Consider the following 23207-nt stretch of genomic DNA (forward strand, 5'->3'; position numbering starts at 1 on the left):
GGCTGAGAGGCAGGGCCGCGTGCCCGCCCAGCGTGACCATGCTGCCCTGTTCCCTGCCAATGCCCGACAATGCGGCCATGAACACGACCCCTGCTTCACCCGCTCCCGAAGGGGGCGCTGCGCCCGCACACAGCGAGCGCCCCGCCCACATCCCCCGGCCCGCCTCCGAGCACGAACTGGTGCTCAAGGTCATCCCCATGCCGGCCGACTGCAACCCCAACGGCGACATTTTTGGCGGCTGGGTCATGGCCCAGGTCGATCTGGCCGGTTCGGTGCTGCCGGCGCGGTTGGCGCAGGGGCGCATCGCCACCGTGGCGGTGAACCAGTTCATCTTCAAGCAGCCGGTGCGGGTGGGCGATATTTTGAGCTTTTACGCCACCCTGACGCGCATCGGCAAGACCTCGATCACGGTGCAGGTGGAGGTCTATGCCGAGCGCTTTGCGGCACAGGGCAGCTATGTCAAGGTGACCGAGGCCTCGCTCACCTACGTGGCGATCGACGAGCAGGGGCGGCCGCGACCGGTGCCCAAATAGACGGCCAGCACTCACGCAGAAGCCACGCGCTGCACGGTGACTTTGCCATGCGGGTAAAAAAAAGCCGCCCGAAGGCGGCAATGACGTCCATCAAGGCGTCGTTGGGAAACCATGTAGTCCTCTAGTGGCGGCCATCTGAGGGCCTCCAAACCCTGCGGGCAATCTGTTGCGCCCTTCATCCGACTGTGTTGACAGCGACAGGTGCCGATTGTGCAGGTGCAGCAAAGGCTTGACTATCCCCTGTTTGGGGGAGCGCAGGGCGATAAGCGCCAGGGTGGCTTAAGAATCGTCTTAAGTGCCGATGTTCCGGCTTTATGGCGGCCGCTCGGCGATTTGCAGCCGCTGCTTGGCCAGCAACACCAGCGCGATCACCGGCACCCCGAGCAGCGCCGTGAGCATGAAGAAGCCCGGGTAGCCCATGCCATCGACCATGGCGCCCGAGTAGCCGCCCAGGGTTTTGGGCAGCAGCGTCATGAGCGAGCTAAAGATCGCGTACTGCACGGCGGTGAACTGGATGTTGGTCAGGCTCGACAAAAAGGCGACAAAGGCGGCGCTGGCAAAGCCGGCGGCGAGGTTGTCGAGCGACACCACCCAATAGAGCAAAGTCAGGTCGCGCCCGGCGTAGGCCAAGGCGATGAAGGCCAGATTGGTGAGGGCAGACAGAATCGCGCCCCAGAGCAGCGCCCGCATGACGCCGATGCGGTAGGCCAGAATGCCGCCCAGAAAGCCGCCAAAAATCGTGATCGCTAGGCCGTAGGTTTTGACCGCCGTGGCGATTTCGGGCTTGGTGAAGCCCATGTCTTGGTAGAAGATGTTGGAGATCACGCCCAGCACGATGTCGGAGATGCGGTACAGCCCCACCAGCGCCAGCAGCAGCGCGGCCGTGTGCCAGCCGTAGCGCTTGAAAAAGTCGAGCAGCGGCTCCACCCACGTGATGCGCGCCTGTTCCCGGTCGGCCAGCCCGAGCCGAATCAGCACCGCGCCCAGCGCAAAGGCGCTGCCCAGCGCCAGCGCCATGCGGCTGGCCTCGAGCAGCAGGTTTAGCAGCGCGCCGGCGCCGCGCTCCGACTGCCAGCCCAGCGTCCCCAGGCCCCAAAACACGCCCACAAAGCCGGCGACGCTGAACAAAAACACCCCCAGCAGCCGCAGGTGCTGCCCCGCGGGCGCCAGCTGCGCCTGCTGGCGCGAGCTCTCGGGCTCGGGCGTGAGCAAGGTGGTGAGCATGCCGATGCCCATCACCGCCGCCATGATCAGGTAGGCCGACTGCCAAGCCTCGAACTGGTAATTGTCGCGCGAGGTGCCCCAGTGCGCGGCCAGAAACAGCACCCCGGCCCCGGCCACGATCATGCCCACGCGGTAGCCGGCGATGTAGGCCGCCGACAGCAGGCCCTGCTGCTCGGGGCGTGCGATCTCGATGCGGTAAGCGTCGATGACGATGTCTTGCGTCGCCGACATGAAGCCCAGCATGACCGCAAACAGCGCCATCGCCACCAGCGCCTGCGGGCCTTGGGCCGGATCGGTCATGGCCATGCCGACGATGGCGCAGGCCACCCCGACTTGCGCCAGCAACATGTAGGCGCGCCGGCGCCCCAAGCGCGCGGTGAGCCACGGCAGCGGCAGCCGATCCACCAGCGGCGCCCAGACGAACTTGAACGAATAACCCAGTGCCGCCCAGCTAAAAAAGGTCACGGCGCGGCGCTCGACACCGGCCTCCATGAGCCAGAGTGAGAGCGAAGAAAAGATCAGCAGCAGCGGCAAGCCGGCAGAAAAACCCAGCATCAGCAGGCTCAGGACGCGCCAATCCCACAGCGCTCGCAGGGTCTCGCCCCAGGTGTGCAGGGGGGGGGCTGCGGCGGAGTCGGCGTCGGGCGCGCCGGCGGGTGCGCCGGCGGGCAGGGCCACCGAGGGCGCATTGCCGGAAAGCGCGGCAGGGGGCACCGCACCGGCCGTGGCCAAGGTCGGGTCGGCCGGGCTGGGGTTTGTTACAGAAGCTGACACACGCATGCCGCGATTGTGCCTATGATTGCGCCATGTGCTGGCTATGTGAACTCAAAACTCCGCTTGCCCCCATCGCGCCGCTGGCGCACGCCGATGATGGGGCGCCCCCGCAGCGCTGGACTTCGCGCCGCGGCTTCATGCTGGCCGCTGCGGCCGGCACAGCCACGGTCGCCGCCGGCGGTTTGTTGCCCACGGCGGCGAAGGCCCAAGTCAGCGTGGGCGAGGGCTCGCGCCTGCGCCACTTGGTGCCGGCGGCCCAGCTCGAAGCGGCGGCGGCGCAGCAGTACCGCCAGATGATGGAGCAGGCGCGCCAGCAGGGCGCGTTGGCCCCGGATTCGGACCGTCAGTTGCGCAATCTGCGCGCCATCGCGCAGCGCCAGATCCCCTTTGCCCACCCTTGGAACGCGCGCTCGCGCCAGTGGCAGTGGGAGGTGAACCTGATCCGCAGCGAGCAGATCAACGCCTTTGTCATGCCCGGCGGCAAGATCGCTTTTTTTACCGGCATCCTCGACCAGTTGCGCCTGAGCAACGACGAGATCGGCATGATCATGGGCCACGAGGCCGCGCACGCGGTGCGCGAGCACGCCCGTGCGCGCTTGGCCAAAACCCAGGCCACCAGCCTCGGGCTATCGCTCGGGGCGCAGCTGCTGGGCTTGGGCGATTTGGGCAACGTGGCGGCCAACCTCGGCACCCAGTTGCTGGCGTTGCGCTTTAGCCGCGAAGACGAATCCGACGCCGATCTGGTGGGTCTAGAGATCGCCGCCCGCGCCGGCCACCACCCGCAAGCCAGTGTGACGCTGTGGGAGAAGATGATTGCGCGCAACCGCAGCGCGGGCATCAACTTTTTGTCCACGCACCCGGCCGGGCCTGAGCGCATTGCTCAATTGCAAGCCAATGCGCCCAAGGTCATGGGCCTGTTCGAGCAGGCGCGGCGGCGCGGCTGAAGGGCAATAGCCTCAGAGCGGGTCGCGCACGTAGGGGTTGCTGCGGCGCTCGCGCCCAAAGCTGCTCTCGGGGCCGTGGCCGGGGATGAACACGGTCGCGTCACCCATCGGCCACAGGCGCTCGCGGATGCTGGCCAGCAGTTGCTCGTGGTCACCCTGCGGAAAATCGGTGCGCCCAATGCTGCCGGCAAACAACACATCGCCCACAAAAGCGCGCCCGATCTCGGGGCTGTGAAACACCACATGGCCGGGCGTGTGGCCGGGGCAGTGGCGCACCTGCACGCTGCTGCGTCCGAGCGTGACCGTGTCGCCGTCGTGCAGCCAGCGCGTGGGCGTGAAGGGGCGCGCCTGCGGGAAGCCAAACATCTGGCTTTGCTGCGCCAGCGCGTCGATCCAGAACTGGTCGCCCGGGTGCGGCCCGATGATCGGCAAACCCAGCTGCTGCGCCAGCTCGCCGGCGGCCCCGGCGTGGTCGATGTGGGCGTGGGTGAGCCAAATCTGCTCGAGCTTGAGCCCCAGGCGCTGCACCTCGGCCAGCACCTCGTCGAGGTCGCCACCGGGGTCGATCACCGCCGCGGCTTGGGTCTGGTCGCACCACAGCAGGCTGCAGTTTTGCTGAAACGGCGTGACGGTGATGGTGTGGTAGTGCAGCATGGGCTGGATTGTAGGCAGGGCGGCGGGCGGTGGGGGCGCATCAGCCCAAAGCAGCAATGTCCCCTGTGATGTTCGGGGGCGGTTGCTCGGCGGTTTGAGATGCAGCGGCTGTAGGCGCGCAGGTTGAGGCAGAAGTTGGCTGCGCCTGCAGCCAAGCCGCCAGCCCCAAGCCCGCCACGCGCCCGCTGGCCATGCAGGCGGTGAGCAGGTAGCCGCCGGTGGGGGCTTCCCAGTCCAGCATTTCGCCGGCGCAGAACACGCCGGGCAGGGGTTGCAGCATCAGGGCGTCGTTCAGGCGCTCCAGCGCCACCCCGCCGGCGCTGCTGATGGCCTCGGCTATCGGGCGCGGGGCCACCAAATCGATCGGCAGGTTTTGCAGGGTGGCCGCCACGTGGGCCGGGTCGTGGCGCTGTTCGGGGGGCAGCACCTCGTGCAGCAGCGCCACTTGCGCGGGGGGCAGGCCCAAGCGCTTGCGCAGCAGCGTGCCCAGCGACTGGCCGCTGCGCTCGCGCTCCAGCTCGGCTTGCAAGCGGCTGCGGCTCCAGTCGGGCTTGAGGTCGAGCGCGATGCGCACCCGGCCTGCGGTTTCAATGGCGTCGCGCAGTTGCGCGGAGGCGGCGTAGATCAGGCTGCCTTCGAGCCCGGTTTGAGTCAGCACGCATTCGCCCCGGCGCTCGAAGGCCTGCCCGTTGGCGTCGGTGAAGCGCAGCAGCACGCCCTTGAGCGCGGCGCCGGCAAAGCGCTGTTGCAGGTGCGCGCTCCAGCCTAGGCGCGTGCCCACGGCCACGTCGAAGCCGCAGTTGCTGGGGCGCAGCGGTTGCAAGGCCACGCCGTGCTGTGCCAGCCACGGCATCCAAGCGCCGTCGGAGCCCAGCCGGGGCCAGCTCGCACCGCCCAGCGCCAGCAACACGGCGCGTGCGTGCACCTCGGTCTGGCCCTGTGGGCCCTGCAGGTGCAGGCAGTAGCCGGGTGGCGCGGCGTGTGCGCTCTGGGGTGTGGTGGGTGTGGTGGGTGTGGTGGGTGTGGTGGGGGGTGTCGAAGGCGTTTGCTGTGGCGCTGCTGGGGCCAACGGCTGCAAATGGCCGCTCCAGCGCTGGCGCATGTGAAACCGCACCGGCACGCCGCTGGCTGGATGGCGCAGCCGCTGCAACCAAGCGCGCAGCAAGGGCGCGGCCTTCATGTCGCGCGGGAACACGCGCTGTGAGCTGCCCACAAAGGTGTCTATGCCCAGCCCGGCGGCCCAGTCGCGCAGCGCCTGCGGGCCAAAGACGTCGAGCCAGCGGCCGCAATCTGCAGCGCGGGCGCCGTAGCGGGCCTTAAAAGCCGGCAGCGGCTCGGCGTGCGTCAGGTTCAGGCCACCGATGCCGGCGAGCAAGAGCTTGCGCCCCACCGTGGGCATGGCGTCGAACAGGTGCACCTCAAAGCCGGCGGCGCTCAAGACCTCGGCCGCCATGAGTCCCGCCGGTCCGGCACCGACGATGGCCACCGGGCAGTGCAGGGGGGGGTGGGGGGTGATGCCGATAGGCACCGCGTGGATCGCCCCACCGGTCGTGGGCGGGGGCAACGGGCTCTGCGCCGCCGCGCTGATTGAGCTGTGGGCACTCATCATGACGCATTCCCCTCTCGCAGGGCGGTGCGCACTTGCGCTTCTAGCGCCACTAGGTCGCCGTCGTTGTGCAAGCGCCACAGCCCAGCTTCTTCGCTGGCCTCGAGGGGCTCAAAAAACCTTTGCTGCAGCGCCAGAACGGCCGCGTCGGCGTCGGAGGGGTCGTGGTTGTCGGCCTGGCGCGCGGCCATGCGCCGTTGTGCCTGCTCGGGGTTGGCGCTGCAATGCCATAGGTGAAACGGCACCTGCTGTTGCGCAGCCAGCGCGCGCAAGGCCTGGCGCTCGTGGCGGCGCAGGCAGGCGGCGTCGATCAGCACCGAGCAGCCAGCTTGCAGCAGCTGCTGCGCCGCTTGCTGCAGCCGGGCGTAGGTGCGCTGCGTCGTGTCTGGGTGGTACCACTGCGCTTGCTGCGCCGCACTCGGGCGCGCCGTGGCGGCCACGCCCAGCAAGCGCTTGCGCTCAAGGTCGGAGCGCAGACACAGGGCGGCGCGCCCCTGTTGCGCCAGGGCATCGCGAAGCAGCCGCGCCACGGTCGATTTGCCGCTGCCGCTCAGCCCCATGATCAGCCACACGCCGGGTGGCGCGGGTGCGGCCAGCAGGGCTTGGGCGCAGGCGAGGTAACTGGCGTGGGGGGCTCCGATGAGGGCGGTGGCGGTGTTGTTGCTGCTGGTATAACAATTGCCGTGGTCGTTTTGGTCGATGCACTCACAGCAGGCGCCGCTGTCATCGGTAGCAGCGCTGCCGCACGCAGCCCCCGGCCCACCGTAGCCACTCAGCAAAGCCACGCGCGCGCGCACCAGCGCACGGTAGGCGGCCCATGGGCGCAGGGCGCGCACGCCGTCGAAATCGCCCGTGGCATCCAGGTAGCCGTTGAGGAAGCGCCACGCCAACGCCGGCAGTTGGTACTGAAGCAGATCCATGAAGGCAAAGGCGGCGTCGTGCATCACGTCGAGGGCGCGCAGATCGGGCTCGAATTCGAGTGCATCGAAAGCGCGCACCCCGCCTTCCCACTCGATCAGGTTGCCCAGATGCAAGTCGCCGTGGCACTCGCGCACTTGCCCCGCAGCCGCGCGCGCCTGCATCCAAGGGTGCAATGCCTGCAATTGCGTCTGCAGCGCAGCACCTAGCGCCTGCACGGCAGCCCGCTCCGGTGCCGCCAGCGCCGGGTGCGCCAGCATGGCCTGCACGCTTTCATGCGCCCAATGGGCGGTGTCGCGCTGCGGCAGCGCCTCGAGCGGCAGCGGTGCCAGCGACTGATGAAAGGCCGCCACGTGGGCCGCCAAGGCGTCGATGGTTTGCGGGCGCAAGCAGCCACGGCGGGCCTGCTCGGCCAGCAGCGCATCGGGGGCAAAGCGGCGCATGCACAGCACCCAGTCAAGCGCGGTGTGCACGCTGCTGGCGTGCAGCGCGGCCTCGGGGTCGGCGGCAAACACCTCCCAGCTGGTGCTCAGAGGGCGCAGCCCCAAATACAGCTCGGGCGCCGTGCGTCGGTTCAGGCGCAGTTCTTCCAGCCCAAACCAGCGCCGCCGCTCCGTGCTGGAAAAATCCAGAAAAGGCAGGCGCAGCGGCTTTTTGAGCTTGTAAGCGCACGCGCCATGCAGCAGCACGCGCGAAATGTGGGTCTCGATGCACACGGTCATGTGGGCAGTGTAGGGCACAGAGTAGGCCAAAAGCGTGCAGCCAGTACCATCAGTGGGCTGAGAGGCTGGGTGGCAGCAGGCCTCGCGCCAAGGTGCTGCACGACAAGCTGCCGCGTCCAAAGTGGCCGAAAAACGGTGCTACAATGCGGGTTCTTCCCCGATAGCTCAGTCGGTAGAGCGCCGGACTGTTAATCCGTAGGTCCCTGGTTCGAGCCCAGGTCGGGGAGCCAGATATACAGTGTCTTAAGCTGTTAGAAACAAAGGCCTTTATCGAAGGGCCTTTGTCGTTTCTGGCGATAGCACAGGCTGTGTCGCTGCATTGATAGCGCGACTGATAGCGATAGCGCATCAGTCATATCGAAGCTCGTTCTCGCGGTGATAGGCCAAGTACACCATATGAGCACTCTTCAGACTTTTGATGGACCAACTGGGGTCGATGCCAAGTTGGGTACGCGCAGCTGCACTCAACAGCTTGGAAACCAACATCCCGCCCTGTTCAGAGAATGAAATCCATCCACCATCAAAGAGGGCATCAAGGTGGGGTGCCAGCAACAAGCCATTGAATACATCCAGCCTTTCGTCGTCAGACTCGCACTTGGCCCAGGGCTTGATGTGAGACGCCCTCAACAGTGACGGTACGGCCAGGCCGGTGACGCAGCAACGACCCTGCCAATAGTCAAGCAAAGCACTGCGGAACAGGTCTTGGCCGACACGCTGTACCACTAGGCGCTCGGCCTCGGTCGATTTGGGTAGGGTCTTTGTTTTGGCTCGGAACTGGTCAGCAACCCGATTTGGCATGGTGCGCGCAGTGGCAGCCGCGTGCTGTAGTGCTTGGTAAAGCTGCTCAATGCCTTCAACCAGCAGCACGCCATCGCCAGAACCAGTGGCAAGCAAAGTGGGCACCGATACCGTCAACTGGTAGCCCAGCGGTGTTGCTACACGAACAAACACGACTTCAGGGAACGTGGCCGACCTAAGTTCCAGTTGGCCGTTTTGATTCAAGATGGCTTGGCGTTCAAAGCCGCAGTCGGAAGCAGCCTTCTCGATACGAATGCGTTCAAGCGGTGTCACTTGTCTTCATCCAGCAACTTATGATAGCCCGCTCTGATGACGCCTGCAATCAAAGGGCGGCGTGCTTTCAAAAAGTCGTCGTAGGAAAGCGTCCACCAGTCGGCGGGCAACGCGTGCCAGTTTGCCATTGCGGTCAACTCGGCATCTGTAAAGCGCTTGGCGTATTCAGGCCAGTACGCAGAGGGAGGACCGTCAGAGATGGCGACGTTGTCGCCCCACTCCACCAAGGCGTAGTTGGCTATCTGGTTGATGTCACGGACACTTTCAATGCCTTTTTTCTTCAGGTATTGCATGTCACCTACCGGAGTTCAAAACATCCCACGCCGCCAGCACCAGCCGTTGTGTTCGGTACTCGCCAAACTCGCGCAGCTCGTTGTTTTTGAGGACGCGGAAGGTTTCGCTGGGGTAGTCGTCGCCCATCATATCGGCGGGGTCGAGGATGTAGCGGAGTTCGTCGCGTGTGAGGCCGTACAGGCGGGCGTAGTAGGCGTCGAGTTCGGCGCGCAGTTGGGCGCGGCGATTGGCGTTCCAAGGGAATGGGGGCAGTGGCGTGCCGTGTTGCTCGGGCGGGCGCGGGTCGGCGCTGGGCAAGGCGGCCAGCAGGTCGTCGGCCCAGGCTTGCATGTCGTGGGCGGTGTGGGTGAGCTCCAGCACACGCGGGACGATGTAGGCCAAGTCGGTGGGGGTGTAGCGGTTGGGGGGTAGGACGGGGAGCTGTTTCGGGATGAAGAAATTGAAGTTCGCGCCACCAATCTTTTGTCGCGCCACGAAATCAAATACGAGGGAAGTCACATTTCCCACAAGCCCGCTGACCAAGGCTGCGGAGTGAACGTGAGACGGTGTGACGATATGGATGCTGTTCCCCATACCCGCACGAGGCATAACAGATGGAATCACACTGCGTTCGTCAGTTGTCCGTGCGATGCCGCGCCACCCCATCAACCACCTAGGGCTACGCCGGTCCATCCAGACGTCCAACCACTGCAGTTCAAAGCCTTTGCTGTCGGGGCCTTGCAGGGCTGCCAATTGGGCGAGTTCGTCGGCACTCAGGCCCAGACCTTGGGCCCGGTCGTCTTGCAGCGCCCATTTCTGGAACAGCGGCAGGGCTTTTTTGCCGGTGGTGCCGTCGGCTTTTAGGGCGTCGGCCAACCGGCGGTGTTGCTTGGCCATCTGGGCTTCCGCTTGCTGTGTCAGTGCCCAAGCGGTGGCGGCGTTGGTCAGGCAGGCCAAGGGGCTGGTGGCGATTCCCGCTGGGGTGCTGGCCGCCTCGTCGATAGCAGGTGCGGCAAACAAGTTGGCTGTGACCGATGCTGATGGCGAGGGCGCGTGGGCCATGCCTTCGGCACGCGCTCGCAGCAGTGCGCCGGCCACCCACTGCGCCACGGCCAAGGTCAAGGTGGTGCGGCAAGTGGCCAGCGCCGCCAGCTCGTCGTCCCCGCCTTCGTCGCTCAAGGCAGCATCGGTGGCGGTTTTGAAGGCCAACCAGGCGTTGGCCACACGGCTGGGCACGCGGGCGATGCGGGCCAGCACCTCGCGCTCGTCCACCCAGTAGCGGGGGCGTACGGTGAAGGCGGGGTCGGCTTTCTGCGCCCGGGTCACGTCGTCGGTGTCTAGGCCGTTGGGTTTGTCCGGGTTGTCCACGTATGTCGCCCAGCGGTGGTCGAACTGGTGAATCATCTTTGCCTCGTACAGCGGCAGGCGCTTGGGTGCGTTGCCGGCGTCTGCGTCGGCTGGGTTGTCGGCAAAGAGGTGGCTGTCGTTGGACATGTGGAACATCGTTGAAAAACGAATGCCCCACGGGTTGTCTTCGGGCGCGATGCAGCGGGCGTGTTTGCCCTCGCCATCCCATTCGGCCTCGCGGATGAGCACAGGCGCGGCGCGGTAGAGTTTTTTGGTCAGCTCGGCGTCGCGCTGGCTGCGGAACACCGGGCAGGTGCGGGTGTTGGGGTTGATGAGGCGGAATTCGTCGGGCGTGAGGGTGAAGCGGCGGCGGGCGTCGGTCACCTGCGGCACCTGGGTGGCAAAGCAGACGAATTCTGAAACCTCGGCGGCTCCCAGTGTCATCAGGCTGAATTTGTAGCTTCGGTGGACGGCCGGGAAGATGGCGTCGCTGTTTTCAAAGTCCACCAGACTGACCAATCTCCCCGTTTGCGACACATGGCCGAAGTAGGCTTTTGTGGAATCGTCGGTGGCGATGCCGGTGGGCACGATGAAGCCCGCGCGGCCCTGCGGGGCGGTGAGCTGGAACAGGCTTTCGGCAAACAGGGCGTAGGTGTTGACGTCGCCCACGCCGGTGAGTGGGTAGCGGCCACTGTCGTGCGCGTACAGGCTGGCGGCTTCGGCCCCACGGCGGGCAGCGATGAACTCTTCGTGCAAACGCATCTCAGCCCGGTTGGGTGGGCTCAAGCCTTCGGCGGCTTCCACGTCGGGGTACAGGGTGTGCAGCAACAGGCCCTGGCGCAGCAGTTCGATGCGCTTGGCCCGTTCGGCCTTGTTTTTGGCGGCGGCCACCAAGGGGCTTCGGGTGGCAAAGAACTCTTCTTCTTGCAGCTTGATGCGCTCCCACGGCGGGTTGCCCAGCATGACAGCAAACCCGCCCTTGGCCGCCACTTGCGGAAAGGCCAACCACCAGTGGAACACGCTGTGAGTGCGGCACAGGTCGTGCGCGGCCTCGGCCAGCTCGGGCTTGGCCGCGTGGTGCGGGTTGGGGTGCAGCAAGCTCCACAGGTGGCCCGACAGCGGAATTTTCCCCTGGCCTTGCGGCACTTTGGGGGCCAAAAATGCGGCCACGTAGGTATCGGCCAGCTTGGCTAGGGTGCTTTGCTCCGCTTGCTGGTGAGCGTGGGCCCAAGCGCTGCGCTTGGCGGCAATGCCGTCCAGCGTGTCGTCGGCCAGGTGTTCCACGGCATTGGCGTCTTGCACCAGCGTGGTGGCGGCAAACAGGTCGCTGGCCACCACTTGCTTCCAGCTTTTCAGCTCGGCTTTGTTTTGCTTCTTCAGGGCGGCGGCGGTGGCTTTGTCGTCGCCGCTGAGCACAGCATAGGCTTCGTCGGGGATGCCGTGTTCCAGAATTTTGGGGTCCAGCACGCCCAGCAGCGCATCGCCCACTTGCAGGTGGTGGTCGATGAAGGTGAGGGGCCGGTCGGGGGTGTAGGCTTCTAGCCACAGAGCGGTTTTGGCCAGGGCAATGGCCATGGGGTTTTTGTCAACTCCGTAGATGCAATGGCCCACCACGTCACGCAGGGCGTGGCGGTAGTCGGCCGGTGTGGGGGCGCCGCCGTTGGCAGCGGCGCGCAGATTGGCCACTTCGTCTGCCAAACGGCGAGCGGCGGCCAGCAGAAAGTGGCCACTGCCGCAGGCCGGGTCGCACACGGTGAGCGCTAGCAGGGCCTGCACCGGATTGGTGGGGTTGGTTTGCAGGGTTTGCTCAATCACCGGCTCCAGCGCGCTCTTGATGAGTTCCTGCACCAGGCTGTCGGGCGTGTAGTAGCTGCCGGTGAGCTTGCGGGCGTTGCCTTTGTTGCTGGCATCGTCGTCATCGCCCACAAAGGCCAAGCGGGCGGCATGGGGCTGGCTCAGGTGTTGCAGGTCGGGCACCAGCTCCAGCAGGCTTTCGTACACGCTGCCCAGTTCTTCGGCGCCCATGTCGCGGTAGTTGACGCGGGTCAGGCCCGTGGGCTGGCGGAAGAAGCCCAGCTCAAACACGGCGGCTAGCAGGTGGCGGTTGTCGATGTGCGACCCGTTGAGCAAGGGGCACTGCTCGGTGGCGAACAGCCCACCCAAGGCAGGCAACCCCAGGGCGGGCTGGCCGGTGGCGAGGCCGTTGAAGGTGATGCTGAGGGCTCGCCACAGGTCGCTGTGGGTATCGTGAGCGCTGCGGCGCACGGCACGCTCGCGCAGCCAGGTGAGGCTGTAGCCTTGCCAGTAGCGTTGCTGCTGCTCTTTGGTGGAGTCGGGCGTGAAGATGAGCGAGCGGCCCGTGCTGGGGTCGGTGCGGTCTTCTACCGTGGCCAGGAAGATGAAGCGGTACACCAAGCTGAGCAATTCTTCGAAGAAGGCCTGCTTGGTGGCGCTGCTGGTGTCGGGGTGTTGCAGTTGGGCGCGCAGGTCGGCATTGGCCGGGTGGCTGACGAATCCGGTGCCCAAGCTACGCAAGGCCTTTTCCACTTGGAAGCGCAGGTTCATGCGAACCGTTTCGCCGCTCTTTTGGCCGGCGTTGCGCCACCGCTCCCAGGGGCAGTCGGTGGGTTCGGTCGCGGTGCCGCTGGGCAGGGTTTTGCCAAAGCGGCTGGCGTGGGCAAGCAACCAGAAAGCGGTGAAGTCGGCGTACAGCTCTTCGGTGAAGATGGCCTCGAGGTCCACCTCCACGTAGGCCGGGCGGGTCAGGCTGGGGTTGTCGCGCAGGATGCGCAGCTTCAGCCCGTTGGTGACGATGGCCCACAGCGCTTTGTCAGAGGCGTTGAGCGCCTCTTGCGCCAGCATGTAGGGGCTGCGTTTGCGGGTGCGGCCGGTCTCGGGGTTGGTGTCACCAAAGCGTTCGGCGGCTTGGTCCAGCGGTTGGTCGTGGCCGGCCATGATGACGGGCAAGCGGCCACCCAAGGCGGCATGGCCTATGTTGTAGGCTTGCTGGCCACTGGTTGCTGCCACGCTGCTCACACTGGTGAGGTCGCCCATGCCCAACACGTGGCGACACAGGGGCAGCAACCAACCGAATTCGGTGACCTGGTGGGCGCGAGCGTCTTGCCGTATGCGCTGCTGCTGGAAGTCTTGCCACAGGTGCTGGGCAATTTTGAAATGGCGCGCGATTTCATCGCGCAGCTTCAGACCTTTGGGGATGTCGTAATACGCCTCGGTCTGCTCGGTGGCCTCGGGCGCAGCCAGGGCGGTCAAGCGGGTGAGCTCTTCGGCCGGAATCAGGCCGCCCTCGATTCGGATGGCGGTGTAGGCCAGTTGGGTGGCGGTGCGCTTGGTGGGGCGTGACATGAAGGCGTGGCAAAGATTAGGTGCACAGCCAGGTGCGGTAGTCCATCAAGTCCACGCAAGTCCAGCCCTGTTGCTGCAGGGCCTTGCGGTGGTCGGCTGAGAACCGTGGGGCGTAGAGAGCTTTTTCCTGCTTCCAGTATTTGAAGCGTTTGCCACTGCTGGTGGCCAGAAAGTCGTGGATGTGCTGTTCGGTTTTGGCCAATGAAGCGCGGTCGTGTTTGGTTTCCGAACGCTTGCAGCTGCCAAATCGCACGGTTTGGTTGTCGTTGTTGACGGCAACGATGTCGATTTCAATCAGCCTCGTCGAGTCGCGGGGGCGGTTCCAGTAGCCCGTGACCATGTCGGTCAAGGCAAAATCCCCCACATCCCGGCGTGAGGCTTCGGCCATGAGTTTGCGCACCATGCGCTCAAACACATGCCCTTCGTGGGTGGCCAGTTTGCTGGACGTGATGGTCAGGGCCCTGGCAAGGGGCTGCACCCTGGCGGCTTGTACCCCCGGCTCTACCGCCGCCAACCAGGCGGCCAGAAAGTTGTCGCTTATTTGGTAGCGTGCCTGGCGACTGCCGGTGGTTTGGGCAAACACGGGTTGCTGCCGTTCAATGAGCCGGTAGCGGTCAATCAGGGTATTGAGGTAGTTGGCAATGGGTTTTTCGTCGCCAGTGCTGTGCTGGTAGGCGTCGCTGAGCTGCTGGTGGGCACACGGCTGCTGCTGGGCCAGCAGGCGCAGGATGGACACGCTGGCACCACGCAACTCTCGCATGAACCAGGTACCGGCTTCTTCGGCCAAGGGGGCCGAGGCGGAGAAGAACAAGGCTTGGACGGCCCGCATACCCAGGTGCGGCTGCGAGGCTTGGGCCTGGTCGGCAAAAACGTTCTGATTGGAGCAGTCGCGGTAGAACTTGGGCACTCCCTCGAACAGACCCCACAAACTCAGCCAGTCTTCGGGCTCGGTCACGTACTGGTCATCAAACACGTCGAACAGGGTACGAAAGTCCCAGTGGTCGAGCGCCATGCGGTCGGTCACCCGCGCGTAGAGCGGGGAGCCGCGGTCTTCGAGCAGCGCCGTCATTTCGGTGTGGATGGAGCCTAGGACAAAGACACCGCCTTGGGCACTACCGGTGAGCTGGTCCACCTCGGCCTGCAGCAACGAGGTGAAAGCCGACAGCGACTTGCGGTTGAAATACTGGAACTCATCCAGGATGACGACCCAGCCAGCACGGCACAGGACACCGATAGCCTTGGCCATGTCCGAGAACCGGCGCAGCTGGGCCGGCTGGACCTCAGGGGGTAAACCCAGTGGGGCCGCGGCTTTGAGCGCATCGGCAAACACCGAGACGACGTCGCGCTCGTCACTGTCGGGGACTTGCAGGTACACCGCCTGGCGGGCCTGTGGTAACGATTGCAAGGCTTCGCGGATGAGCGACGTTTTGCCAATCCGACGTCGACCGCTGATGGCGCAAAAGAACCAGCGGGGCTGAGACAGCAGCTTGCGCATGCTCTGCAGCTCGGTGTTGCGGCCGTAAAATTTCCAGGTCATAGATTAAGATGATTTGTTTATTGCTATTTGATTTTCGGCTATATTTATTTATTTATCAATGGTTTATTAAGTAGGTTCACGCGTCGGTTGTGCTGGCACCAGCACATAAACCCCCATCACATCCACCGGCAAGCTGGCGGTGACTTGGTAGCTGCCGCGGGCCTCGGCGGCTTCACGCACGCGTCGGTGGTCGGCCAAGAGGGCTTGAGCACGGGCTTTGGCGATGTCTTCCAGGGCGCCCTGCCAGCCGGGCAGGCTCTCGACCGCTTGCTGGATGTGGCGGTCGCGAATAACGGGGGGCATGTTGCGAACGGCTTCGGTACCCAGCAAGGTACGGGCTTCGTTGAGACTGAGTTCAGCCAGACCCGCTGTGCCCGCTGCACTGACAGCCACGGTTTCTTCACACAGCATGAGCCGGGTGTTGCCTTCGCGGGTGACGCTGAGCTGGTGACGCAGGCGCAGCAGCAGCACCGTGGTTTTGAGCGTGACGTTGCCCACAAAGGCGGCGCCTGCACGGGCCACGCCATCGGCGTCCTCGTTCTGGCTGTCTAGAGCCTGCTCCAGCAGGGTATCGGCCAAGGCCGCCACCAACGGGTGGGTGCGCTGGATGAGCACAGCACCTTGGGCGGCAGGTTGTTTGAAGTCGATACGGATGGTGCCCGCCATGCCTTCGGCAGCCAAGCGTTCTTTCAAGGCAAGTGGTAACTCGCCCAGCGGCGCCTTGAAGTGGCTTTTGTAGGCTTCCAGACCTGCGCCGAGTTTGGACATGGCGCGGATGACGAAGCGTTGAACCTCTTCTGGTCCGCCCAGTACGGCTGCGGACTTGCGCCATTCGGGCAGCACGTCTTCTGGCTTCAAGCGGCGCTGAGCAAAGATGGAGCGGTTCTTGGCGGCCTTTTCGCGGGCGCTTTGCCAGGCCGTTTCAATCTGCTGTGCAGGCTCGCCAAAATCAAAGCCGATTTGGGCTTGCTTCCCCACCGTGTTGTGCTTGCGCAGCAGCACGGCGTTGAGCAAAGCCTGGGTGAGCTTGCCTTCGTCGTCGGGCATGGGCACCAACACACCCAGCTCTTTGCGGATGCTCTCAGCCTTGCGCAGGATGACCTGAAGCACCGCGCCATCGACCGGGTTGTCTTCGCCGTACAGCATGGTGCTGCGCACCTCTTTGGCCTGCTGACCAAAACGGTCCACACGGCCCTCCCGCTGTTCGTGGCGGGTGGGGTTCCAGCTCAGGTCGTAGTGCACCACCGCCGTGAACAGGCTTTGGAGGTTGATACCCTCCGACAAGCAGTCGGTGGCGACCAGGATGCGTTGCTCGGTGTCGCCCAGTTCGGCCACTGCGGCTTCGCGTTCGCCAGGGGTGAGTTCACCGGTCACGGCCTTGACCGTGGCATGTTTGAACTTGCCCCGAAGGAAATCGGCCAGGTAGTGGGCTGTGGCGATGTAGCGGCAGAACACCACGGGCTGGAAGCCTTCTTTGACCAGGCCTTGCAGGTGGTCGTAGAGCTTGGCCAGCTTGGGGTCGTTGGCGGCGCCGGCCAGTTTGTCGGCGGCGGCAATGAGGTCTTGCAAACGGGCGGTGTCTTCGGTTTGGGCTGCTGGTTCGATGTCGTCGGTGGACAAGGCGTCGTCTAGGCCGTCCATGACACGTTCGCTGGCTTGGGCTTCCAGCTCCTCCAACGACAGGTCGTCATCCTCTTGCTGGCCACTTTTGAGACGGGTACGCAAGGCGTTGACCGCTGCTTGTGGCGATGAGGAAATGCAACGCAACAGGGCCAAGGCGGCCCACCAGTTCATGCGCTGTTCGCGCTGGCCTTTGCCTTCAGACCGCTCCACCAGCTCGCGGGCGTAGTCGAGCACATCATTGAACAGTTGTCCCCAAGCACCCGTCAGGCGGTAGGTGATTTCCGCTGTCTTGCGGTCGGGGAACATGCTTGAGTCCTGCCATTCGGCAATGTCCGGGCGGCGGCGCTGGACGAAATGGCGCGACAGGTCTTCGCGCAAGTCGGTACGGGCGCTAGGCGGCAGGTCTTTCAGCTGGGTGAAATCGGTACGCAACAGGCCCAACAGGTTGAAGAAGGCGTCTTCGTCGCCGCTGTGTGGTGTAGCGGTGAGCAGCACCATGTGACGCTGGGTGTTTTCAGCGAGGCCTTTGAGCAGTTGGTATCGCTGCTGACGACCCTGGCCCCCTTGGGTGCAGGTGTGGGCTTCGTCCACGATGACGAATTCAGGGCAGAAGCGCTGAAACGCCTCGCGGCGGCGTTCGGACTTGATGTAGTCCAGACTGACCACGGTAAAGGGGTGGGCGTCGAACACCGATGTGCCCGGGGGCAGGTCTCTTTCCAGCCGGGTAGCGGAGCTGGTTCGCACCACCACGGCCTGGATGTGGAAGCGTTCTTCCAGTTCGCGTTGCCACTGTTCGCACAGGTGGGGCGGGCACAGCACGGCCATGCGCTGGATTTCGCCACGGTCGAGCATTTCGCGGGCAATCAGGCTGCCCTCGATGGTCTTGCCGATACCCACGTCGTCGGCAATCAGCAGGCGTACGGTGCTCTGCTTCATAGCCATCAACAGTGGCACCAACTGGTAGGCACGGGGTTCCACCGCGATGTTGCCAAAACTGCGGAACGGGCCAGCACCACTGCGAAGCTTGAGCTGCAGGGCGTCCATCAACAACTGGCTGGCCGAGTGGTTACGGGCTTGCTCGACCGTGGGCCATGGAAAGGTGGCCGGACCGACAGGTTGGCGCTCCAGCGGCAGGTAGATGAGGGACTCGTCTTTTTCGCCGCCACCCAGTGGGCGAAGGCGCAAAGTGTCGGTGGTGGATTCGGGCAGCACTATCCATTCGCGGCCACGGGCTGAGACGAGATTGCCAGGGTAAAACTCAGCAACGGGGGCGTTCATTCAGGTTGCTCAGGTTCAGTTGTTCATGCCAAGACCAAACAGGTCAGCGTTGGCTTTGAAGATGGAAGGCCACTGCTCTTGTTCTTTGGGAAACCGCACGACTATAAGCCCCAAGTCTTCCAGTTTGCGGTTGGCTTCAGCATCCTTGGCCTTTTGGCTGTCGGAGTCGTGGTGGGGGCCGTCGATGAATACCGCTAGGCTGTAGTCGTCGTAATAAAAATCGGCATTGACCCCGGCAGCGGTCAGTGTGTGCTGCGCCCGGTCGGGCTTGAGGTAGCCGTGTGCCTCCACATGAGCAAGCCAGGCCTTTTCCAATGAGCTGGAAGACGAGCGTTCTAGCTCCGCGCTGTGTTGCTCAGGCGCACGGCCCTGGGAGCCTAGCGCCGAGGTGGATTCGGTCAGCCGGCACAGGATGTCGAGCAATTGACCGCCAGCCTGCTTGTCCTGGCGGTCAATCAACGGATGGTCGGGCTGGTTGTAGTACGACAGCAGGCAGCGGTAGCAGCCTGCCTCGCACATCGGTTGACCGTGCTCGTCCAGTTCCTGGGTGAGTTCGGACTTCGTCCAACCCGTGCCTTCGGACCCCTTGCGAAAGTGCATGATGCTTAGCGCTTCTGCCGCTACCGCCCGCAGGGCTAGAGGTTCGGTGGCGATGCGCGTGAGGACGCCTGCGCCGCCCTCTGCCGCCTCGAAGAACAGAATCGATTGGCGGTTGCTGCGCCCGGGCAGCGGCTCAGCCACGAGTTCGCTTTCCTCTAACTGATAGACCGCCTCAATGCCGCGCTTCAAGGCGTACTGCAAGGTGGTCATGGTGGACTCTTCCAGCACACCCAAACGGTGGTGCGGCATCACCACCAGGATGTTGCGGCGGTCTTCCACGAAGGGCACGATGCGTTGGGGCGGGGTTTTATCTGGCGGCGCATCCTCGCCTTCACCATCTCCGGCTTCGTTTTCGCCACCGACCCAGTGCCCGGTGACAGGGTTAATCATGAACCCGAGAACCTTTTTGTCCTTGCGCCGCTTCCAGCCGTAGTTCATACGCCAGATGGTCGCCGCAGGGCCGTACTGGAGCTCCAGCAATGGGCCTTGCTCATCGGAGACGATGGAAGTGACCATTTGCAACTTACCGTCGGCCTGAGCGAACTGCAGGGTGGTCTGCATTTCGTAACCCTGGCGCATCCGCTCTTCTTCGTTGGCGGTGATGCGCTCCGCCCGCTTGGTGGAGACGTTTTCGATGCGGTAGAGGTTCTTGACCTCTTCTGCGCCGTCCAAGGATGCGCCACAGGACACACAGCGGTCGGCATCCCGCTGGGTACGGAAATGGCCATAACCACACATGGGGCACAAGCGCGCCACCTCGGTGGGCAACTTGGCGCCGTCGGCCACCTGGTCCTGCCCACTGATGGTGAGCAAGGCTTTGGTGACCCTGTACTGGCTGCCTTCGTGATAAATCAGGCTGTACGGACCAAATTCGCTCAAGGCTAGGAAGCGGGGGCGAGACAGGAAGCTCTCGCGCCCGATGTTGCCGCGGCGAGCCGGAATGTAGGCCATCAGCGGCAGGCGTGGGAAGTTGTATCCCGGCAGGAAACCCTGACTGGCCAGGTAGCGGTAGGTGTAGAAATCGCTGTTGAAGGCGCTGTCACCTGCCAGCAGCAGGTCGCGCTGCTTGCGGGCCTCGTTGTGGCGCTGCTGAGCCTCACGCCGCTCACGCTCGCTGGCTGCGGGGTTGTTTTCTTTCTTGTAGTTGAGTTCGATGGCTTGAGCAGTAGCCTTATAAAGGTCACGCCAGCGGTCCAGCGACTTGTCGAACTCGTTGAAGGCGCGCTGAAATACCGATTCTGGCCAGGTCGGCGTGAACCAGGGAGCTCGCTCGGGCGTGAGCTCGTCTTTGAGCATGCCAAGCACGGCCAAGCCGCGCTCGTGGGCCTTGCGCTGGGCAGCTGGCTTGGACAGCTCGTCTGCCAGGTCTGTAGTGAGCGGCAGGTCCTGAGGCTTCTCCATGTCGAGCAGGTCGCGAATGCTGTTGCCCAACTTCTTGCCCGTCTCGGCCAGCCAGATGGCTTGAAGATGGCTTTGCACCAACTCCCGATTGGCCAAATCCAGTGTTGGGGCGTTGACCTGACCGTGCACCATGCGAACAGGGTCACGGAAGTAATACTGGTCGTGTGGCGACTGACTGGCACAGTAGGTGATGACCAACGCAGGCTGCCCTGCACGGCCTGCACGACCGCTGCGCTGAGCATAGTTGGCCGGCGTGGGCGGCACGTTGCGCATGTAGACCGTGTTGAGCGAGGAAATGTCCACGCCCAGTTCCATAGTGGGTGAGCAGAACAGCACGGGCAGCCATTCGAGCTCATGCCCCTCCTTCGCTCGCCACTCTTCCCGGTCTTTGTCGGTAAAGCGGAAACGCGCTTCACGCTCCATGCGGTCGCCTTGTTCGACCTGGGCCGTGTGTTCGCGGGCTTCGAAATCGAACAGTCGGTGCGCCGGTTCACTTAGCAGCTTGGCGATGTTGCGGTAGAGATTGCGGAAGAACGCGTTTTCATGGGCTTGGCGGCCAGCGGTACCGTCACCGATGGTCCACAGCATGGCACTTCCATTGAGCTGCCAGCCCGCCAACCCGAAGTCGGTTTCTTCCTTTCGGACCAAGCCATAGCTTTCTGCCGCCTTGAGTAAGGCCCAGATGACATCGCCGTAATTGGCGTCCTTGATGTCTTTGTAGTAGGGGTTGCCACCAACCCAGGTGCTGCCTTTTTTGAGCTCTTTGCCGAGGCGCGAACGGCTGGAGCCGATGACGAGGTATTCCTCCAGCTTTTGCCGCTTGATACGCGCGTTGGTGTCGTCTTTCGGGCGGCTGGTGACAAACCACTTGGCAGGTACCGGACGCTCGTCCTCGGTAAATCCCCAGGGCTCGCACAGGTTAGCGAAGCTGACGGTGCGCAACTGGTCGAGTTCCGTGCGGTCTAGGTAGCGGGATGCTACGCACAAGCCCTCACGCATGAAGCCAAACAACAAACGCAGCACATGTGCTCGCTCCGCCGGCCTCGCCGCGCGAAGAACCTGGGGGGCTTCGCTCCATTCCTGTTCGTCGGAGGCTAGGTCATCAATGTCTTGGTACTGGATTTGCATCAACCCCAGCTGTTCCAAGTTGGGGTTGTTGAAGCGCCAGCCCCTACGCAGGTCGTAAAACGCCCGATAGCCCAGAATGGACCGCATGGCGTCTTGCACCTGACGACGGCTGTTGCCCTTGACCTCGGGCTGCTGCATGTACTCAGCGCGGACGGCATGGTCGTCGCGATGAAAGCCCAGGGCCTCAAACACCGCATTCGCAATATCTTTTTCTGACAGGGTTTGCTGCGGCGCCGCCTCCAAGGCAGAGAACAAGGCTGCCCGGGTTAGAAGAACCTGCAGAAAGTCGTTGAAGTGACCCGCCTGCAAGGCAGCGTCTTGGCGGTTGTCTGAGAAGCCCAGGACCTTTTTGGCCTCGGGCGACAGCTCATGGTCTTGCTCGTACAGGTAACGCAATGACGCCAAGGTCAGCATGGTGGTCGCTGAACTCCGGCCCTCGCCAGACAATGACGTCAACCTAAGCGCGTCCTTTCCATTGCTGGTGTGGGTCACACCACAGGACAAGCAGAAGCGGAAGCTGCCTGGTATGAACCAGGCAGATAAGCCGCCCTCGTGAGTCAGAACACCGTCCGACCAAACTTTGACCGCCTGGGGAACAAATTTCTTGTAAGTAGGCTTCACGCGCCACTCACCATCGGCGCGCTCTTCCACCCAGGTCTCGGGGTAGTTTTCGGGATTGGCCTCGTCCCAGGCACGGGCCACATCGGGCATAAGGAAGCCGGCCTTGATACCGTCGTCTTCGTGCTCGCGCTCTTCGATGCTACGGACCGAGAAAGTCCGCCCCTCTACGGCGTCTTGGTCCCAAACTGGGATGTACTCCTGTCCACAATCCCGACAAAAGTGGACTTTGTAGAGGTTCCGGCTTCTGTCGCCAGAGACATATTGCTGACCATCCAGCGTGACCGTACGGTGGCCAGGGGCCTCCAGAGTGGCAAAAACCTTACCCCCACCAGAGATGAATTGGTGCAGCTTGAAAGCGAACAGTGACTTGCCCGAAGGGTCTGGAACGTTGTAGGCTCGGAGCAAGAAGCGTTGCAGGTAGTCGCTGCATTGCGCTTTATCAAGCCCAGATGCATCTGCCAGCAACTGTGCAGCATCGTCCAGGGTTTTTGGCTTAGCGCGCCGGGGTTTTCCGCTCTCGTAGGTCAAGCCCAGCGTGAGCTCCACCCAAATCGATACTGGGTGCTGCGCCATGGCAGCAAAATCGAGGTCTTGGGGTGCCCCTGCTTGGATGGCCTTCGCTAGCTTAGGGGTGACTGTTTCGAGGGTCTCAGTCTCTGGTGTGGTGCGCTTGAGCGTTTCGGTGATGATGTTGGTCACCGGAATCTTGGTGCCAAACAAGCGACTAGCCACCTCTGCCACCTTGGCATTGCGCTCCACCTCAGTGCCATCGGTGGCCATGGTGGCCGACGTTCCGATACAGACCAACTGGTCAGCCAAGGTCTCTCGAACCCGGCGTACGAGCAGTGCCACATCTGCACCCTGTCGGCCACGGTAGGTGTGCAGCTCGTCCAGCACCAAAAATTTGAGTCCTTTGGCATTGGCAATGACTTGCTGGTCTATCGCGTTTTGCCGGGTGAGCAGCAACTCCAGCATCATGAAGTTGGTCAGCAAGATGTCCGGCGGATTGGCCTTCACGGCCTCCCGCTCTTCGGTGCTTTCTTGCCCCGTGAAGCGGCCAAATGTGACTGGACGGGTGCCCGGGTCAGCGCCGAGGAATTTTTTCAGCTCCTCGAGCTGGCTATTGGCCAACGCGTTCATCGGGTAGACCACGATGGCTCGAGTTCGAGGGGTCTTGTCGACCTGCCTGGCTTTGAGGCAATGGTCAATGATGGGGATGAAGTACGAGAGGGACTTGCCAGAGCCTGTGCCGGTGGTAAGGACGTAGCTTTCGCCTGCTGAAGCGAGGCTGATGGCTTCGACCTGATGCTTGTACAGGGGCAACGAATGGCCGGCCGAGGCTGCGCTTTTGCCGAAACGGAAAATCTGGGCGCAGGCTTGACTGAGCTGCCCCGCCTCGCACAGGGACTCGACCGTGCCGCCTGGTTGAAAGTTGGGATTGACTTGGACGAGAGGCTCTGGCCAGTACTTTTGGGACGCGTACTCTGTGTCTACGAAAGCACGGATGTCATCGGCCTTGATGCGCGTGAAGCTTCGAGTGAACTCGGCGTACTCGTTGACTAGGTTCTGGCGAAACTCAAAAACGTTCAA

General features: G+C 63.6%; 12 protein-coding genes and 1 tRNA gene. 3 read left to right on the plus strand and 10 right to left on the minus strand.

Annotated features, from left to right (window positions below):
- The first annotated feature begins 77 nt into the window (after nucleotides 1-77).
- On the plus strand, nucleotides 78-533 hold the full coding sequence (locus SMCB_RS01065) for an acyl-CoA thioesterase (RefSeq protein WP_082027396.1): 456 nt from the start codon (nucleotides 78-80) through the stop codon (nucleotides 531-533).
- A gap of 312 nt (nucleotides 534-845) precedes the next feature.
- Here the strand turns inward: SMCB_RS01065 and SMCB_RS01070 are convergent, their stop codons facing one another.
- Complete coding sequence (locus SMCB_RS01070; RefSeq protein ID WP_197539307.1) at nucleotides 846-2537, minus strand: AmpG family muropeptide MFS transporter; 1692 nt, start codon at nucleotides 2535-2537, stop codon at nucleotides 846-848.
- A gap of 26 nt (nucleotides 2538-2563) precedes the next feature.
- Here SMCB_RS01070 and SMCB_RS01075 point away from each other — a divergent pair, with 26 nt between their 5' ends.
- The gene (locus SMCB_RS01075; RefSeq protein ID WP_082027148.1) at nucleotides 2564-3475 is read left to right on the plus strand and encodes a M48 family metallopeptidase; all 912 of its coding nucleotides are present in this window, start codon (nucleotides 2564-2566) and stop codon (nucleotides 3473-3475) included.
- Nucleotides 3476-3487: 12 nt separating this feature from the next.
- Here the strand turns inward: SMCB_RS01075 and SMCB_RS01080 are convergent, their stop codons facing one another.
- The 3 genes from SMCB_RS01080 to SMCB_RS01090 form a co-directional block, all read right to left on the minus strand.
- The gene (locus tag SMCB_RS01080) at nucleotides 3488-4129 is read right to left on the minus strand and encodes an MBL fold metallo-hydrolase (RefSeq protein ID WP_045534438.1); all 642 of its coding nucleotides are present in this window, start codon (nucleotides 4127-4129) and stop codon (nucleotides 3488-3490) included.
- A gap of 40 nt (nucleotides 4130-4169) precedes the next feature.
- The gene (locus SMCB_RS01085) at nucleotides 4170-5582 is read right to left on the minus strand and encodes a TIGR03862 family flavoprotein (protein ID WP_231851267.1); all 1413 of its coding nucleotides are present in this window, start codon (nucleotides 5580-5582) and stop codon (nucleotides 4170-4172) included.
- A gap of 152 nt (nucleotides 5583-5734) precedes the next feature.
- Nucleotides 5735-7393: a bifunctional aminoglycoside phosphotransferase/ATP-binding protein gene (locus SMCB_RS01090; RefSeq protein WP_144400213.1), complete on the minus strand. Its 1659-nt coding sequence runs from the start codon at nucleotides 7391-7393 to the stop codon at nucleotides 5735-5737.
- Between the two features lie 136 nt (nucleotides 7394-7529).
- On the opposite strand from SMCB_RS01090, the gene SMCB_RS01095 reads away from it, so the two are divergent.
- Nucleotides 7530-7605: transfer RNA gene (locus SMCB_RS01095), tRNA-Asn, on the plus strand.
- 118 nt (nucleotides 7606-7723) lie between these two features.
- Here the strand turns inward: SMCB_RS01095 and SMCB_RS12915 are convergent.
- The 6 genes from SMCB_RS12915 to SMCB_RS01125 form a co-directional block, all read right to left on the minus strand.
- Nucleotides 7724-8446, minus strand: a complete 723-nt coding sequence (locus SMCB_RS12915) for an HNH endonuclease (RefSeq protein ID WP_045534440.1) — start codon at nucleotides 8444-8446, stop codon at nucleotides 7724-7726.
- Nucleotides 8443-8739: a hypothetical protein gene (locus SMCB_RS01105; protein WP_045534442.1), complete on the minus strand. Its 297-nt coding sequence runs from the start codon at nucleotides 8737-8739 to the stop codon at nucleotides 8443-8445. The genes SMCB_RS12915 and SMCB_RS01105 overlap by 4 nt, the downstream gene beginning before the upstream one ends.
- Before the next feature lies 1 nt (nucleotide 8740).
- Complete coding sequence (locus SMCB_RS01110) at nucleotides 8741-13429, minus strand: Eco57I restriction-modification methylase domain-containing protein (RefSeq protein ID WP_045534444.1); 4689 nt, start codon at nucleotides 13427-13429, stop codon at nucleotides 8741-8743.
- A 16-nt stretch (nucleotides 13430-13445) separates the two neighbouring features.
- On the minus strand, nucleotides 13446-14966 hold the full coding sequence (locus tag SMCB_RS01115) for an ATP-binding protein (RefSeq protein ID WP_052468358.1): 1521 nt from the start codon (nucleotides 14964-14966) through the stop codon (nucleotides 13446-13448).
- 66 nt (nucleotides 14967-15032) lie between these two features.
- Nucleotides 15033-17867, minus strand: coding sequence for a helicase-related protein (locus SMCB_RS01120; RefSeq protein WP_045534446.1), 2835 nt, complete (start codon nucleotides 17865-17867; stop codon nucleotides 15033-15035).
- 15 nt (nucleotides 17868-17882) lie between these two features.
- Nucleotides 17883-23207, minus strand: a complete 5325-nt coding sequence (locus tag SMCB_RS01125) for a DEAD/DEAH box helicase (RefSeq protein ID WP_045534448.1) — start codon at nucleotides 23205-23207, stop codon at nucleotides 17883-17885.

The sequence above is a fragment of the Serpentinimonas maccroryi genome (assembly GCF_000828915.1).
Classification (GTDB): Bacteria; Pseudomonadota; Gammaproteobacteria; order Burkholderiales; family Burkholderiaceae_C; genus Serpentinimonas; species Serpentinimonas maccroryi.